The organism is Streptococcus sp. 27098_8_12 (assembly GCF_041432115.1).
GTDB lineage: Bacteria > Bacillota > Bacilli > Lactobacillales > Streptococcaceae > Streptococcus > Streptococcus parasanguinis_V.
In genome coordinates this window covers 1-17481 of record NZ_JAPVZA010000020.1, presented here as the reverse complement: position 1 = coordinate 17481, position 17481 = coordinate 1, and the positions used below count along the sequence as shown (strand labels likewise).

General features: G+C 43.3%; 8 protein-coding genes. All 8 read left to right on the top strand.

The window, feature by feature from the left end; genetic code table 11:
* The first annotated feature begins 18 nt into the window (after positions 1-18).
* The gene (locus tag O3629_RS08635; RefSeq protein ID WP_003008955.1) at positions 19-885 is read left to right on the top strand and encodes an ABC transporter permease; all 867 of its coding nucleotides are present in this window, start codon (positions 19-21) and stop codon (positions 883-885) included.
* Entirely contained in the window at positions 882-1646 is a 765-nt protein-coding gene (locus O3629_RS08630; RefSeq protein ID WP_371609037.1) for an ABC transporter ATP-binding protein, read from the top strand. The genes O3629_RS08635 and O3629_RS08630 overlap by 4 nt, the downstream gene beginning before the upstream one ends.
* Positions 1647-2504: 858 nt before the next feature.
* Positions 2505-3047: a hypothetical protein gene (locus O3629_RS08625; protein WP_049473337.1), complete on the top strand. Its 543-nt coding sequence runs from the start codon at positions 2505-2507 to the stop codon at positions 3045-3047.
* A 203-nt stretch (positions 3048-3250) separates the two neighbouring features.
* Complete coding sequence (locus O3629_RS08620) at positions 3251-4912, top strand: ribonuclease J (RefSeq protein ID WP_003008950.1); 1662 nt, start codon at positions 3251-3253, stop codon at positions 4910-4912.
* 70 nt (positions 4913-4982) lie between these two features.
* The gene (locus O3629_RS08615) at positions 4983-5765 is read left to right on the top strand and encodes an alpha/beta hydrolase family protein (protein WP_118096060.1); all 783 of its coding nucleotides are present in this window, start codon (positions 4983-4985) and stop codon (positions 5763-5765) included.
* A 171-nt stretch (positions 5766-5936) separates the two neighbouring features.
* Positions 5937-7394, top strand: coding sequence for a glutamate--tRNA ligase (gltX, locus tag O3629_RS08610; protein ID WP_371609036.1), 1458 nt, complete (start codon positions 5937-5939; stop codon positions 7392-7394).
* Between the two features lie 237 nt (positions 7395-7631).
* Positions 7632-13640, top strand: a complete 6009-nt coding sequence (locus O3629_RS08605) for an accessory Sec-dependent serine-rich glycoprotein adhesin (RefSeq protein WP_371609035.1) — start codon at positions 7632-7634, stop codon at positions 13638-13640.
* A 181-nt stretch (positions 13641-13821) separates the two neighbouring features.
* Positions 13822-17481, top strand: a 3660-nt coding sequence (locus O3629_RS08600) for an accessory Sec-dependent serine-rich glycoprotein adhesin (protein ID WP_371609034.1), incomplete at its 3' end; no start/stop codon positions are given.

The following is a 17481-nucleotide window of genomic DNA, read 5'->3' as shown; positions in this document are numbered from 1 at the left end:
TTATCGAAGGGAGAAACTATGATTAATTCAATTGTTTCACAAGGTTTGATTTGGGCCATTTTAGGGTTAGGAATCTTTATGACGTTCCGAATTCTAGATTTTCCAGATATGACGACAGAAGGGTCCTTCCCGCTTGGAGGAGCGGTGGCGGTGACCTTGATTACCAAAGGGGTCAATCCACTCCTTGCGACGCTGGCTGCTATTGGTGCAGGGTGCTTGGCGGGACTTGCGACGGGTCTTCTCTATACAAAAGGAAGAATCCCCACACTCTTGTCAGGGATCCTTGTAATGACGTCTTGTAACTCGGTTATTCTCTTTGTCATGCAGCGGGCTAATTTGGGACTTCTGGGCTATAAAAAAATTCAGGAATTTCTTCCTTTTGCCAGTGGGTTCAATGAGATTCTGATTGGCTTGATTTTCGTAACGCTTGTGATCCTTGGTTTGATCTTTTTCTTGGATACACGCTTGGGTCAAGCCTATATTGCGACAGGGGACAATCCAGATATGGCCAAGAGCTTTGGGATCAACACCGACCGGATGGAATTGATGGGCTTGGTCATTTCAAATGGGATTATTGCTCTTTCTGGTGCACTGATGGCCCAGCAAGAAGGCTATGCGGATGCTTCACGTGGGATTGGTGTCATTGTTATTGGGCTTGCCAGCCTCATTATTGGAGAGGTGCTCTTTTCAAATGTCACTTTGACAGAGCGCTTGCTCAGTATTGCGATCGGATCGATCGCCTACCAATTTTTGATTTGGGCTGTGATTGCCCTTGGCATCAATACCAGCTATATCCGAATCTTCAGTGCCTTGATCTTGGCTATCTGCCTGATGATTCCAACCTTTAAGGGAAAAATCATGAAAGGAGCGAAACTCAGTAAATGACAGCAATTGTAGAATTAAAAAATGTAACCAAAGCCGTGAGCAATGGGATGAACGAAGAAAAAGTCATTCTGGATGATGTTTCCTTGGAAATTCGAGAGCATGATTTTATCACGATTTTGGGGGGCAATGGAGCTGGAAAGTCAACCCTCTTTAATACCATTGCTGGGACGCTTCCGGTGAGCAGTGGAAAGATTTATATTTTGGGAGAAGATGTAACCAACTATTCTCCTGAAAAGAGAGCCAAGTACCTATCGCGGGTCTTTCAAGATCCTAAAATGGGCACGGCGCCTCGCATGACAGTAGCGGAAAACCTCTTGGTAGCGAAGTTTCGCGGAGAAAAACGTGGTTTGATTCCGCGTCACCTGGCCAGCTATAAAGAAGAGTTTCAAACAGTCCTTGCTAAGATCGGTAATGGCTTGGAAAATCATATCGACACAGCAGTTGAGTTTCTATCAGGTGGGCAACGCCAAGCCTTGAGTCTGTTGATGGCGACACTGAAACGTCCAGAACTCTTGCTTTTAGATGAACATACTGCTGCCTTGGATCCAAAAACTAGTCAGGCTCTCATGACCTTGACGAATGAGTTTGTGAAACAAGATGCCCTCACAGCTCTTATGATCACTCACCATATGGAAGATGCTTTGAAATATGGAAATCGCTTGATTGTGATGAAAGACGGACACATCGTCCAAGATCTCAATCAAGAAGAAAAAGCCCAAATGACCATCGCAGACTACTATCAATTGTTTGAGAAAGACTAAGATACAAAGGGCGTAAAATGGGAGTAGGACAGAAGCGATATCCTTCATGGCGCTTCGTCGTCCCACCCCCACAAGGCTGATTAGAATTCTTCCGAGCTGATTAAGCGAGAGAAGAGTTCAATCAGCTACTGTGTCTTGCCTAGGCGCTTCACTAAGATACAAACTCATTTTAGAAACGTTTCTCACGGCGGGAAGTTTTAGAGTATGTTTGTATGAGCCTAATAGAATCGATTGATTTTAATTTTTTAGTAACACTTAGGTTGTTTGATGGAGAAGAAGTTTGTCTGCATGCTAAGCTAGAGACTTGCTCTCTAGCTTTTTCTTTTTTAAAAATTATCTATAAAACCGCATAAAAATTGGAACTAGTTTCAGCTGAAATCGCTTGCAATTACTTAGGTTACTGAGTATAATATAGTTAGAAAGATAAAGAAGGGATTGATACCAATGCCTTATCGAGTTAAAATTTAGGTTACTTCGTTTTAGGCCTGTTTTGCTGATATCTGTTCATGCTCTTATCGTAAAAGAGCAGTCATGTCGTGTGTGTCGGATCGGTTGGACGGTCGGGCAAACCTGCTTAGTTTGTCCGGAGACATAAGAAAACGTGGAAATAGTAGGTAGAAGCTTTTTGTAAAGGTTTTCAAACTTCGATGCGTCCAGTCGAAAAACTAATCATTTGGATTTAGGATAGCAAAGAAAACCTCTGGTATTTTACACAAATACTATTAAATGAAATCAACATCATAAACATTGTTTTGTTAGCCAAAAGGTTAATTGCACCAAGTCAGTGAAGCAGACCAGGCCTCTAGTCCCGTAAGACTGGAGGCTATTTTTATAAGATACTCAGGAGGAGGTGAGAGTATGGGATTGTCGTATGCGCAAGAGTATAGTTGCCGGGACCATTTCCGGCAAAGAGCTTTTGAGCGCTTTGGCGTAGATGATCAGCACTTGAATAAGTGGATCAACCAACACCTCTCCTCCCTCTCTCCTTATGATAGTAATGTGGTTCAACCCGCCAACACAGAAGCCTATGTAGCCAGTGATGGCGTCATCTTTGTCTGCAATATCAAAAGTCGGGAGTTTATCACCTGTTTTAAGGCGGTTAATTACCAAGAATCTAAGGAAGAAGAGGAAGCTTATACGGACATTCACGAAAACAATGTCGCTTCCTTCAAAAAAGATGTGAACCACCTAGTCAATCGCTACCGACTCAAGGAAGCCAAAGAGCTGTTTGAAAACATTGGGGAGGACTTGGATGATTTTTATCGCCTGTCCCAAGCGGTCAAGAACGGCCAATTGAGCGAGCGAAATAGTAAGCGCCTAGAGGAATTGTTAGGCAAGTTTCATGTGATCAAGGCAGCTATGCGGATCATTGAAAATAAACGGGGAGATTACCATCTTTAGGGTCTTTTCCCCCTAAAAATAGGCGCCTAGAAGCCCTCTCATCTACTTCAGATGAGAGGACTTTTTTGCTGTGGAAAGCTTTTTGAAAAAAAGAGAAAAAAATTGTATAATAGAGTGGATATGCAAGTATTTGCAAAGCTGTAATTCGACTTGGGCGACCAAGGACCGTAAGTATTAAAATAATCACACTAAAGGAGACAACAGTGAGTAGTATTAAATTAGTCACTCTTGGCGGTGTTCGAGAAAATGGGAAAAATCTCTACGTTGCCGAAGTGAACGATTCGATTTTTGTCTTGGATGCAGGTTTGAAGTATCCAGAAAATGAGCAACTTGGGGTGGATGTCGTTATCCCCAACATGGATTATCTATTTGAAAACAAGGACCGCATTGCGGGTGTTTTCTTGACCCACGGTCATGCGGATGCGATTGGGGCCTTGCCTTATCTTTTGGCGGAAGCGAAAGTCCCTGTATTCGGGACAGAGTTGACCATTGAGTTGGCTAAACTCTTTGTCAAAAGCAATGACAGTGTGAAGAAATTCAACGACTTCCATGTCATCGATCAGAATTCTGAGATTGATTTTGGTGATGCCGTCGTATCTTTCTTTCAAACAACCCACTCCATCCCTGAAAGTATCGGGATTGTGATTGGCACTCCTGAGGGCAATATCGTCTACACAGGAGACTTTAAATTTGACCAAACTGCCAGCGAGTCGTACGCGACAGACTTTGCTCGCCTAGCTGAGATTGGACGCGAAGGTGTGCTTGCCCTCTTGAGTGATTCGGCTAATGCGGATAGTAATATTCAAGTTGCCAGTGAGCAAGAAGTGGGCGATGCTATCTTAGATACGATTGCAGACTGGGATGGTCGTGTCATCGTGGCGGCGGTAGCCAGCAACCTTTCTCGGATCCAGCAGGTCTTTGACGCTGCGGCTGAGACTGGCCGTCGAGTGGTCTTGACAGGGTTTGATGTGGAAAACATCGTCCGCACAGCTATTCGCTTGAACAAATTGTCTCTTGCCAACGAAAAACTCTTGATCAAGCCAAAAGAAATGAGCCGTTTTGAAGATCATGAATTGATCATTTTGGAAACAGGCCGGATGGGTGAGCCGATCAACGGTTTGCGCAAGATGTCGATTGGTCGTCACCGTTATGTGGAAATCAAAGATGGGGACTTGGTCTACGTCGTCACAACACCATCTATTGCTAAAGAAGCTGTGGTGGCTCGTGTGGAAAACATGATCTACCAAGCAGGTGGCATTGTCAAATTGATCACGTCAAGCTTGCGCGTGTCTGGTCACGGAAACGCACGGGACTTGCAGTTGATGATCAACCTTCTTCGTCCTAAATACCTCTTCCCGATCCAAGGGGAATACCGCGAATTGGATGCCCATGCACGAGTAGCGATGGAAGTCGGTATCTTGCCTGAAAATATCTTTATTCCAAAACGCGGCACTGTGATGGAGTACGAAAAGGGGGACTTCGTCCCTGCCGGTAGCGTCTCAGCTGGAGATGTCATGATCGATGGGAATGCCATTGGTGATGTGGGCAATATCGTCCTTCGTGACCGCAAGGTCTTGTCAGAAGACGGGATCTTTATCGTGGCGCTCACCGTGAATCGCAAAGAGAAGAAGATTATTTCCAAAGCGCGCGTGCACACCCGTGGTTTTGTCTATGTCAAGAAGAGTCGGGATATTCTTCGTGAAAGTTGCGAATTGGTCAACCAAAGTGTTGAAGACTATTTGGCACAAGACAGCTTTGACTGGGGGGAATTGAAAGGTTTGGTGCGTGACAACTTGTCTAAGTTCTTATTTGAACAAACCAAACGCCGTCCAGCCATCCTACCAGTCGTGATGGAAGTGAAATAATAGAAGAAATGGAAACGCTTGGCAGCCAGAGGCTTGCCGAGTGTTTTTAACAGTAGAAAGAGGAAATCAAATGGCAGTTATGCAGATTGAGTATTATTCAGAAGCCTTGAAGATGGAGTGGGGCGTGTCCGTCCTTTATCCTGATGCATCGCGCGTGGAAGATCCAGCGGATACGGATATCCCAGTCCTTTATCTCTTACACGGGATGAATGGCAACCACCATTCCTGGTTGAAGCGGACTAATGTGGAACGCATTTTGCGCAATACCAATCTAATCGTGGTCCTCCCCAATACCAATAATGGCTTTTACACAGATACCCAGTATGGCTACAACTACTACACGGCCATTGCAGAGGAATTGCCAGAGACTCTTTCTCGCTTCTTCCCTAATATGACCAAGAAACGGGAGAAGACCTTTATTGCTGGCCTATCCATGGGCGGCTATGGATCGATGCTCTTGGCTCTCAAGACAAATCGTTTCTCCCATGCGGCTAGTTTTTCCGGTGCTCTAAGTTTCCACGATCGGGACTTTGAAAACAATGACTTGGAACAACCAGCTTTTTGGAAGGGGATCTTTGGAGAGATTGAGGATTGGACGACCAGTCCCTATTCGCTAGAGACTGCTGCCAAGAAGTTTTCAGATAAGAAGACCAAGCTCTGGATCTGGTGTGGGGAGCAGGATTTCCTCTATGAGGCCAATAATTTTGAAGTCAAGGAACTAGAAAAGTTAGGTTTGGATGTCACCTATACCCACAGCCCGGGCAAGCACGAATGGTTCTACTGGGAACGTGAGTTGGAGAACTTTTTACAAACCCTACCAATCGACTTTGAATTAGAAGAACGTTTAAAATAAGATACCAATAGATTGAATATAAGTCAGAGCATTTGTTCTGGCTTTTTTCATATATATAGCAAGAAAGGCTAGAAAGGTCACTTATTCATTTCAGTCCTGCTTTCTTTGTGGTATAATAGGAACGATTGAAAAATGAGCTAGAAATAGCGAACAAGATAAGAGGAGAGAAATATGGCAAAAGATATTCGTGTGCGTTATGCACCAAGTCCAACAGGGCTACTACACATCGGAAATGCTCGTACAGCATTGTTTAACTACTTGTATGCGCGTCACCATGGTGGAACCTTTATCATCCGTATCGAGGATACAGACCGCAAACGTCACGTCGAAGACGGCGAACGTTCCCAGCTTGAAAACCTTCGTTGGTTGGGCATGGACTGGGATGAAAGCCCAGAGACGCATGAAAACTACCGCCAGTCTGAACGTTTGGAACTCTATCAAAAATACATTGACCAACTCTTGGCCGAAGGAAAAGCTTACAAATCTTACGTTACAGAAGAAGAGTTGGCAGCGGAACGTGAACGCCAAGAAGCAGCAGGTGAAACACCTCGCTATATCAATGAATACCTTGGTATGAGCGAAGAAGAAAAAGCAGCTTATATCGCAGAACGTGAAGCAGCAGGTGTGATTCCAACGGTTCGTTTGGCAGTGAATGAGTCAGGTATCTACAAATGGCATGACATGGTCAAAGGCGATATCGAGTTTGAAGGTGGCAATATCGGTGGTGACTGGGTCATCCAAAAGAAAGATGGCTACCCAACTTACAACTTTGCCGTTGTCATTGATGACCACGATATGCAAATCTCTCACGTTATCCGTGGAGATGACCACATTGCCAACACACCAAAACAGCTCATGGTTTATGAAGCGCTTGGATGGGAAGCACCAGAGTTCGGTCACATGACTTTGATCATCAACTCTGAAACTGGTAAGAAATTGTCTAAACGGGACACCAATACCCTTCAATTTATCGAAGATTACCGTAAGAAGGGCTACCTTCCAGAAGCAGTCTTTAACTTCATCGCTCTTCTTGGTTGGAACCCTGGTGGGGAAGACGAAATCTTCTCTCGCGAAGAACTCATCAAGCTCTTTGATGAACATCGTCTCAGCAAGTCTCCAGCTGCTTTCGACCAGAAGAAAATGGACTGGATGAGCAATGAGTATATCAAGAATGCGGATCTTGCGACTATCTTTGAAATGGCCAAGCCATTCCTCGAAGAAGCAGGTCGTTTGACAGACAAGGCTGAGAAGTTTGTAGAACTCTACAAGCCACAAATGAAGTCGGTGGACGAAATCGTTCCATTGACAGACCTCTTCTTCTCAGACTTCCCAGAGTTGACAGATGAAGAAAAAGAAGTCATGGCTGGTGAAACGGTTCCGACTGTACTTGAAGCCTTCAAAGCGAAATTGGAAGCCATGTCAGACGATGAGTTTGTGGCAGAAAATATCTTCCCACAAATCAAAGCGGTTCAAAAAGAAACTGGGATCAAAGGGAAGAATCTCTTTATGCCAATCCGTATTGCCGTTTCAGGTGAAATGCATGGTCCTGAATTGCCAGATACCATCTACTTACTTGGACGCGAAAAATCCATCCAACACATTGAAAACATGTTGGAAAAAATCAGATAATTATCAGAAAAGTCCCTATTAAATGGGGCTTTTTGTTTTACCTCTAAAGTAAAAGTATTATAGGATTTTTTCAAAAAATTGCCCCGGTTTGACAAATTGATCCTACTGAAAACGATTTTATTACTATCTAAAACAAAAATTATAAAAAAATAGCAATAATTAAGGATAATTGCTTCCAAAAATCGACACATTAGTCTATAATGTAAGGGAAATAAAAAATGTAATAAGGAGACAGAAATGTTTTTTAAACGTTCGAACGGTGAATTCCGTGAAACGGATCGTGTGACTCGTTTCAAATTGATCAAATCAGGTAAAAACTGGTTGCGTGCTGCGACTTCTAACTTTGGTCTTTTGAAAGTCATTCGTGGTCAAGTCGAAGAGACTGTTGTAGCTGAAGTGCGTGAAGACGCAGTATCAGTGAAAGAAATGACAAGCCGTGGCTTGCTCAAAGGGATCGTAGCAGCTGGGGCTGTTTTTGGTGCAGCTACAGTAGCGAATACTGCAAAAGCAGATGAAACAGGATCAGACGTTGCGACTGCATCTGAGCTTTCAAGTGAAGCTCTTGTAGTGCAAGGAAGTACTGTACTTGGTACAACTTCAACAACTGAATCTCAATCTGAATCAACAACAGCATCAACAACTGAGTCAACTACTGAATCTCAATCTCAATCAACAACAGAATCAGCTAGCGCTTCTGCATCTGCAAGTGCTTCAACCTCTACAAGCGTATCTGTATCTCACTCAGCTTCATTGAGCGAACAAGGTTCAGCAGAACTTTCAGCAGCTTCAAGCGAATCAACTGTAGCAGCTGGCTCTGAAGCAAGTGTAGAAAGCACTACAACAGTAGCGAAAGCTGAAGATAAAGTTGTTTTGGAACAAAACACTTCAGAAGCAGCGTTGTTGAACAAGATTGCAGGAGACTACTCAGCAACTGTTTCAGCTCCAGAAAAGAAAGCAGCACTTGATGCGGCCATCGCTAAAGTTCAAACAGAATTGACAGCAAGCAACAGCTTAATCAACGCTAATGCTTCAGCTCAATCATACGCAGACCAACGCGAACGTTTGAGCAAGTCAGTAGATGACATGATGGCAACCTTGACTGCAGCAGGATTTACTGGAAACACAACAGTGAACGGTGCTCCAGCAATTTCAGCTCAGTTGGCACCAATCGCTACTTCAAATACACTTGCAGCAGGTGTTGACGCAACTCCAGGTATGGACGATGCTAATGGTGCAACACTTACAGACAAAGCGACAAGCATTCCTTCTGGATACGCAGCTGACCCAGCAGCAAATCGTATGACATTTGGTGTTTGGAATCTTAAATCATATAACCAAGATTACAACACAAACTATTATGTGACATTGTCAGTTGATAAGACAACTAGCACAAACAATCCTGATGTTTATGTACGCTTGGTAGATAAGAATACAGGAAGTGAAGTTGCAAGTACAACTTTGTCTTCAGCCAACGCTGGTAAAGAAGTAAATCTTGGAAACCTTTCATCTAAGACTTATTATCCATACCTTGTATATAATGCATCAACTGATAGTGGTTCTGCAAGTGTGGATATCATTATTAAAAACAACGGAAATGTTTCATTCGCCAAAACGACTGAACAAGTGTATGACTACTTGACACCAGCTAACCAAACTGAAAGCAAACCAAACGTTGAAATTGGTGTTCCATCAACTAAGATGAGCCAAACAACTCACTATAAAGTAGTTGATACTGCATCTTCAACTTATAATGCAAACCGTTCAACAGCAGATACAACAACTCAAAGCTACAAACCAACTGGTAATGAAACAGAACTTGCTTCATATACCCAAACAGGTATTCAAGGTCAAAACTATACAGCTTCTAACCCACGTTCATTTGAGGGGTATGTTTTGTACCAACAAGCAGACGCTTCAACCATGTCTGGTGAACTTGGTAACTCTGTAGGGACCAAGTATGCGGAACTTAAGGGTACGCGTCAACACTACTACGTGAAACGTATTCGTGAAGTAGTTGCCAACGATGGTTCAACTGTAACTAAACTCTATGTTTTGGACCCATCATCTGTTTCAACATATAATGAAGCAACAATGGGAAATAACACAGATACAACTGGCTATACCCTTGTTTACACAACTCCAGTAATTAAACCAGGCGAAAAATATATTCCATCTGCAACAAGTATGGATACAGATAAAGTCCTTGTTTCAAGCAAGAATGGTGATTATCAAATCCAAGTTTCTCCATGGCATAATCCTGATAAACCAGAAGAAGGTCTAGTTTATCTATCAGGTTGGTATACAGCGGGTCATCATGGTGAAAAAGCCTATATGTTCTTGGAGCATCCAAAAGGAACTGAAAGCTCAACACCAGGAGGAAATAAAGAAAACGTAGTTGGTGGACAAAACTCAGGAAACTTTGGTAACCAATTCTCTATTCCATCAGCAAATGAAAAACCATCTGGTGATACAGTGCACTACTACAAGAAGACAGATGAAAAAGGGAATGTTTACGTTCACTATAAAGATACTGAAGGAACAACTATTAAAGCTTCAGTAACAGATGAAGATAAACAACCTATCAACAAAGCATATGACACAGTAGTAGATAACCGTCCAGCTACAATTGAGTACAACGGTAAAACTTATGAGTTGGTACCAGCAGGTACATATACTGTTGGTCAAGTCGACTCAGATGGTCACCTTACAACTTCAGATGATGTTAAAGGTTCAGTTGCTAAAGAAGATAAAAATGTAACGTATATCTATAAAGTGAAAGAAACACCAAAAGAAGGTGAAGTTGTTATCACTTATGTAGATACGAAAGGTAACGAAATCCAAAAATCTCGTCAAGATACACCTAAATCTCCATATGATACACCATATGATACAACTGAAAAAGGTGAAAAACCAAATATCATCAAGACCACTGATGGTAAGACATATAAGATTGTACCTAAAGGTGATTACCCAGTAGGAGATGTTGATGAAAACGGTCATTTGAAGTCTTCAGACCCTATTACTGGTAAAGTTGACAAACCAAAATCAACCATTACTTACGTTTATGAGGAAGTTGGAAGTGTCTTCGTTCATTATAAAGATATTAACGGAAATACGATCATGGGATCTGTTATTGATGAGCAAGATCAACCACTTGAGAAGGATTATGATACAGTAGTAGATAATCGTCCTAAAGAAATTAAATTTGAAGGTAAAACTTACGAACTTGTAGAAGCTGGTAATTACCCAGTAGGTCAAGTTGACAGCCAAGGTCACTGGACAGGTGATGATGATACGACTGGTAAAGTGGCTTCAGGTGAGAAGAATGTTACTTATATCTATAAGTTGAAAGACGAATCTCAATCAGATTCCGGTTCAAATTCAGCATCAGCATCAGCTTCACAATCATTATCAGAAGTTGTATCTAACTCACAGTCTGTATCAGAACAAGCTTCTAAGTCAGCGTCTGAATCAGCATCAGCATCATTGAGCCAATCAACTGTTGAATCAGCAAGTGTGTCAGCGAGTCAATCAGCATCGTTGAGTACGTCAGCACAAGAGTCAGCAAGCGTATCAGCAAGCCAATCAGCATCATTGAGCACATCGGCTTCAGCATCAGCAAGCGTATCAGCGAGCCAATCAGCGTCATTGAGCACATCAGCATCTGAGTCAGCAAGCGTATCAGCGAGCCAATCAGCATCATTGAGCACATCAGCTTCAGCATCAGCATCAGTATCAGCAAGCCAATCAGCATCATTGAGCACATCAGCGTCTGAATCAGCATCAGTATCTGCAAGCCAATCAGCGTCATTGAGCACGTCAGCGTCTGAATCAGCATCAGTATCAGCAAGCCAATCAGCATCATTGAGCACATCGGCTTCAGCATCTGAATCAGCATCGCAATCTATTTCAGAATCACAATCAGCTTCAACAAGCCAATCAGTTTCTGAATCAACATCAGCGTCTGAGTCAGCATCAGAATCAGCTTCAACATCAACGTCTGAATCTGTTTCAGCATCTGAGTCAGCTTCAGCATCATTGAGCGCATCAGCATCTGAGTCAGCATCAGTATCTGCGAGTCAATCAGCGTCATTGAGCACATCAGCGTCTGAATCAGCATCAGTATCTGCGAGCCAATCAGCATCATTGAGCACATCGGCATCAGCATCAGCATCAGTATCTGCGAGCCAATCAGCATCATTGAGCACATCGGCATCAGCATCAGCATCAGTATCAGCGAGCCAATCAGCGTCATTGAGTACATCAGCGTCTGAATCAGCATCAGTATCAGCGAGCCAATCAGCGTCATTGAGTACATCGGCTTCAGCATCAGCATCAGTATCAGCGAGCCAATCAGCATCATTGAGCACATCAGCTTCAACATCACTTTCTACATCTGTATCACAATCAGCATCTAACTCTTCATCAAATTCTGAAAGTGAAAAACCTCAAGGTGAAGTTATTATTACTTATATCCGTGAGAATGATGGTAAGGAAATTAAAGTCCAACGTCAAGATACTCCTAAGTCAGACTACAACACGCCTTATGACACTACTGAGAACGATGAACAACCTAAGTACATTGAGTTTGAAGGTAAGAAATACGAACGTGTACCGGCTGGTGATTATCCGGTAGGTAAAGTTGATAGTGAAGGACATCTTGAAACTTCTGATCCAATCAAAGGTAAAGTAGAAAAACCAGTTTCTAAGATTACTTATGTTTATAAAGAGGTTAAAGAAGATCCAACGAAACCTAAAGAAGGTGACGTAATCATCACTTACGTAGACGAAAATGGTAAAGAAATTCAAAAACCTCGTCAAGACACACCAAACTCACCATATGACACACCATATAACACAACTGAGGAAGGTGAAAAACCTAACACTATCAAGACTCCAGACGGTAAGACATACAAGATCGTACCGAAAGGTGACTACCCAGTAGGTAAAGTTGATGGCGATGGACACTTGGAATCATCTGATCCAATTAAAGGTAAAGTTGATAAACCACGTTCAATCATCACTTACGTTTACAAAGAAGTGAAGGGTGACGTTTACGTTCACTATAAAGACACTGAAGGTAACACAATTAAGACTTCAGTTGTTGATGAAAAAGATCAACCAGTTGATAAAGACTACGATACAGTAGTAGACAACCGTCCAAATGAAATCCAATACAATGGTAAGACATATGAATTGGTACCAGCTGGTAACTACCCAGTAGGTAAAGTTGATGGACAAGGTCACCTTGAGTCATCAGATGCTACAACTGGTAAAGTGATCGAAGGACGTAAAGACGTTACTTATATCTACAAACTTAAAGAACAACCAACTCAACCTAAGGGTAGCGTATACGTACACTACAAAGATACTGAAGGTAACACCATTAAAGAATCAGTAACAGATGAGTTAGACCAACCAGTAGGTAAAGACTACAACACTGTTGAAGACAACCGTCCACAATACATTAGATTCGAAGGTAAAACTTACGAAATCGTACCAGTCGGAAACTACACAGTTGGTAAAGTAGATACTCAAGGTCACCTTGAATCAACAGACCCAACAACTGGTAAAGTGGTTGAAGGACGTAAAGACGTTACTTACATCTACAAACTTGTCGAAGAACCTGTACAACCTAAGGGTAATGTATATGTTCACTATGTAGATGAAAATGGTAACACGATCAAGACTTCAGTAGTGGATGAAAAAGACCAACCAGTAGGTAAAGACTACGATACAGTTGTGGATAACCGTCCTAAGACAATCACAACTGCAGATGGTAAAGTCTATGAATTGGTACCACAAGGTAACTACCCAGTAGGTAACGTTGACGGTGAAGGTCACTTGACAACAACTGACCCAACAACTGGTAAAGTTATCGAAGGTGATAAGAACGTTACTTATGTTTACAAACTTGTGAAGACTCCAAACGTTCCAACACCAAACACTCCAGTGCCACCAACTCCAACACCAAATACTCCAGTGCCACCAACACCAACACCAAATACTCCGGTAGATCCAACACCTAATAAACCAATGGATCCAACACCAAACACACCGGTAGATCCAACACCTAATACACCAGTGAACCCAGTTCCTGAGCAACCAGCTAAACCAGCTCCAGCTCTTGAACAACTTCCAAATACTGGTGAAACAGGATCTGTAGCTTCAGCTCTTCTTGGAGCAGTTGCAGGGGTTGCAGGGGTTGCAGCACTTGGAAGCCGCAAAAAAGAAGATGAAAAATAATCTTCTATCCTAATTTGATTCGGTCATTTCATGTATGTGGGAAATGAAAAAGGATCCAAAAAGAGAACCTCCGGGTTCTCTTTTTGTGTGCTGTTTTTTATGTTAAAAACTAGTCTTAATTAGTTACTTTTGGGGAAAATTAGTGTATAATAACTCGATATCTTATTTTTAAGGAGCGGACATGTTTTTTAAACGTTCGAAGGGGGATTTTCGCGAAACGGAGCGAATCACACGTTATAAATTAATCAAATCAGGAAAGAATTGGGTGCGGGCATCTGTCTCGCGGTTAGGCCTATTTCGTGTCATGCGGGGTGGTGTAGATGAAAACATCGTGGTTCAATATGAAGCATCATCACACTCTATGCCTACGGATCTGGTCAAAGGGATGGTTGTGCTAGGGGCTCTGGCTGGGGCGACAACGGTTGCCAATCCAGTATTTGCTGAGGAAAATGAAATGAATGCGACTGTTGGATCAGAAATCAGTCCGTCGACCGGTGTAGCGGGTTCGGATAGTCTTGTCTTGGGGACGACGTCTACCACAGACTCTGTGTCAGCGAGTCACTCCATAAGTGAATCCATCTCATTTTCAGAGTCAGCTAGTGACAGCCTTTCTCTGTCTCAATCGGTATCTTTGAGCGAATCTCATGTTGTCAGTGCATCAATGAGTCCGTCCACTTCAGAAATTGCTAGTAGCACTCTCTCAGAGAATGATACTATTCATGTAGCTACTTCTGAAACGAGTGAGAAAGTAGCAGAGGCTCAAAACAATCGCTCGGAAGACCAGGTGAAGCGTCTGCAAGTTTTGGCTTTGGATTTATACACCTATCGTGCGCAGGCTTTGGAAATCCCTGGGACAGAATCTGCTATTGAAAGTGGAGATCTGGCTTTAGAAGCTATTCGTACAGGCTTATCCAATCCGGCAATCCAAATGGATGCCGTGGAAAGCCAGGCTAAGAGTGCTCGCAATCGCTTGGTTAATGCGGTGCTTCGTGCTACTTCAGGTCAACGGGATCCGCGTAACGGGAATCGTATAGATGCTGATACCAGTCTCCGTGCGCCTCAGTATAATTTAGGCCCAGCTAATAATACTTTGATTTCTGTCTATAATTCAGATTACCTCAATTATGCTTATAATGTTGTGGAAACCATTCCTACACGAAATAGTATTAAAAGCATTGCTTACGCTTCTGGTAGTGATCGTGTGAATGGCATCAATGTGCCTCAGACGTCGGCCTTGAAAAATAGTGCAGTGGCCTTTAATATCATGGGAACTGTTGGGCAGACAGAGGTCGTAACGCCTGGGAAAATTTATAATGTTTCTTTTGTAGTGACCAATACGGCTAGGCAGTCAGTGACACGAACGCTACGCATTCAGGTTTTGCCGCAAAATGATGGCATTCGTAATCCGATTACGGCTGTGACGACAGCGACTTTTGTCAATGATACTACTAACTTGGCCCAGGCTGAAAAAGAGAAGATTTGGGAAGCGTTTAAGACTGCTAACCCTAATATTGCCACTTCAAAGGATTTTAAATCTTATTCCGTTTCATCATCTGGTGTGGTGACCATTACTTATAAGGACAATACTTCTAATGATGTGACCATGCCTGTGCAACGTCTTGCAGCTCCTACTGTAGAGACACGCTTGCTGGAGAAAGCTTACACTCAAACGCCTGTAACAGTGACCGGTGCTGAGCCTGGATCGACCGTTGTCTTGTATAACAATGATGATGAAATCGGAACAGCAGTAGCGGATGCTTCTGGACAAGCGATCGTAACACCGAATGCTCCCTTGCAAACGGGTGGAGTAACAGCCAAAGCTCGCATCATGTATGGTGATTATGCGGTGTATTCAGATGCCAGTAATTCCGTAGCTGTAACTGACGGAACGCGTCCTGAAGTGACGGCTAAGTTGACCGTCAATGGTGTGGAACCGAAATCAACCCCTCTTGAAGGTGGTGGGAAGAATTATACTATTTACGCTGGTGATGATGCGGTTGTGACTTTCACGGCAACGGATGACAGTGGCAAGCTTAAAGAAATGAAAGTCGTTGCAAGAGCCGATTTGAATGACAATGCCTTGAACGGCAATTTCTTTGGTAGTAGCCAGTATGGGACAGGTGATATTGCTCCTATCACGGGAGATATTACGGCTACCAGTGCAAACCCTGCAACCATCACAACGACCATTCATTTGAAGGATGATCTTTACCATACCTACCGAAATACATGGCAACGCAACGTCGCGGCTATTGACAATGCCTCCAATATGAACCGTCCAAACGGTTTGGGTGAGATTCGGATTACCCAGGGGCGTCTCGCTGATCGTACGCCAGGTGTGGCGCCGACAAGCACTATTCAGGTGACGAGTCTAACTGCATTGACAGATGCAGATAAGAGCAAGGTGATTGCTGCTGTATCGGCAGTCAACCCAGAGGTGGCCAACCGGATTAAGTCCTATACGGTTAATAGTGATGGTACAGTCACCATTACTTATAAAGATAGTACGACCAATGTTGTAGCGGTGAAACTGTCAGATAGCGATCACAGTCAGTCTGTATCAAACAGTCAGAGTGCATCTACGAAGACTTCGCAATCGATCAGTCAGTCTTTAAGTGCGAAGCAATCACAGAGCGTATCGGCTCAGCAGAGCGTTTCATTGAGCCAGTTACTGAGCTCGGTTCGCTCACAAAGTTTGTCAGCTTCACTAAGCCAATCAACTTCTGCAAGTGTCTCAGCTCAAGCTAGTTTATCTCGCAGTCAATCGTTGAGCAAGGAGGTTTCTCAATCTCAATCCGCTTCAACGAGTCAATCTGTATCGACAAGAAAATCTGAATCTGTGAAAGTTTCGGAATCAGCATCCGCAAGTGTCAGTGACTTGCAGTCTGCTTCGGTATCAGCAAGTGTATCCAAAGTGGTTAGCCAGTCTGTCTCAAGTTCGACATCCGCTTCAACGAGCGCCTCTGTTTCAGTGAGTCAGTCAGCATCAGCATCGCTTTCACAGTCGGTATCAGAGTCACTAAGTCAATCGACTCGCGAGTCGGCTTCAAAATCCGTAAGCCAATCGCAATCTGAGTCTGCATCAGTATCTTTGAGTGAGTCCGCTAGAAAATCAGCATCGTTGAGCACTTCCGTATTAGAGAGTCAATCAGCCTCAACTTCGGTGTCGGTTTCTACCTCTGAATCGGTGTCGACTTCCGAATCAGTATCTGCATCTGAGTCTGTTTCTGTATCTGAATCAGTTTCAACGTCTGAATCAGTGTCGACATCAGAGTCTGAATCAACATCCGAGTCATTGTCCGCGTCCGAGTCTGCATCTACATCAGAATCAGCTTCTGCGTCTGAGTCAGTTTCAACGTCCGAATCAATCTCGACATCAGAGTCGGTTTCAGCATCTGAGTCGATTTCTGTATCAGAATCAGTGTCTACTTCTGAATCGGTGTCAACATCAGAATCAGTGTCAGCGTCTGAGTCGGTATCAGCGTCTGAATCAGTTTCAACGTCTGAATCGGTCTCAACGTCTGAGTCAGTTTCAACGTCTAAATCAGTGTCTGCTTCTGAATCAGTCTCGACATCAGAGTCAGCATCTACATCAGAATCTGTATCAACGTCTGAGTCAGCATCTGCGTCCGAGTCAGTCTCAACGTCTGAATCGGTTTCTGTATCAGAATCAGTGTCTACCTCAGAATCAGTTTCAGCGTCTGAGTCGGTTTCAGCATCTGAGTCAGCGTCAACTTCTGAATCAGTGTCTACGTCTGAATCGGAATCGACATCAGAATCAGTTTCTGCATCTGAGTCAGCGTCAGCCTCTGAATCAGCTTCTGCGTCTGAGTCAGCGTCA

Excerpts from the sequence above, each read along its gene's own strand:
- O3629_RS08615 (WP_118096060.1), top strand. The coding sequence starts at position 4,983 with ATGGCAGTTATGCAGATTGAGTATTATTCAGAAGCCTTGAAGATGGAG.
- gltX (WP_371609036.1), top strand. The coding sequence starts at position 5,937 with ATGGCAAAAGATATTCGTGTGCGTTATGCACCAAGTCCAACAGGGCTA.
- O3629_RS08605 (WP_371609035.1), top strand. The coding sequence starts at position 7,632 with ATGTTTTTTAAACGTTCGAACGGTGAATTCCGTGAAACGGATCGTGTG.
- O3629_RS08625 (WP_049473337.1), top strand. The coding sequence starts at position 2,505 with ATGGGATTGTCGTATGCGCAAGAGTATAGTTGCCGGGACCATTTCCGG.
- O3629_RS08630 (WP_371609037.1), top strand. The coding sequence starts at position 882 with ATGACAGCAATTGTAGAATTAAAAAATGTAACCAAAGCCGTGAGCAAT.
- O3629_RS08635 (WP_003008955.1), top strand. The coding sequence starts at position 19 with ATGATTAATTCAATTGTTTCACAAGGTTTGATTTGGGCCATTTTAGGG.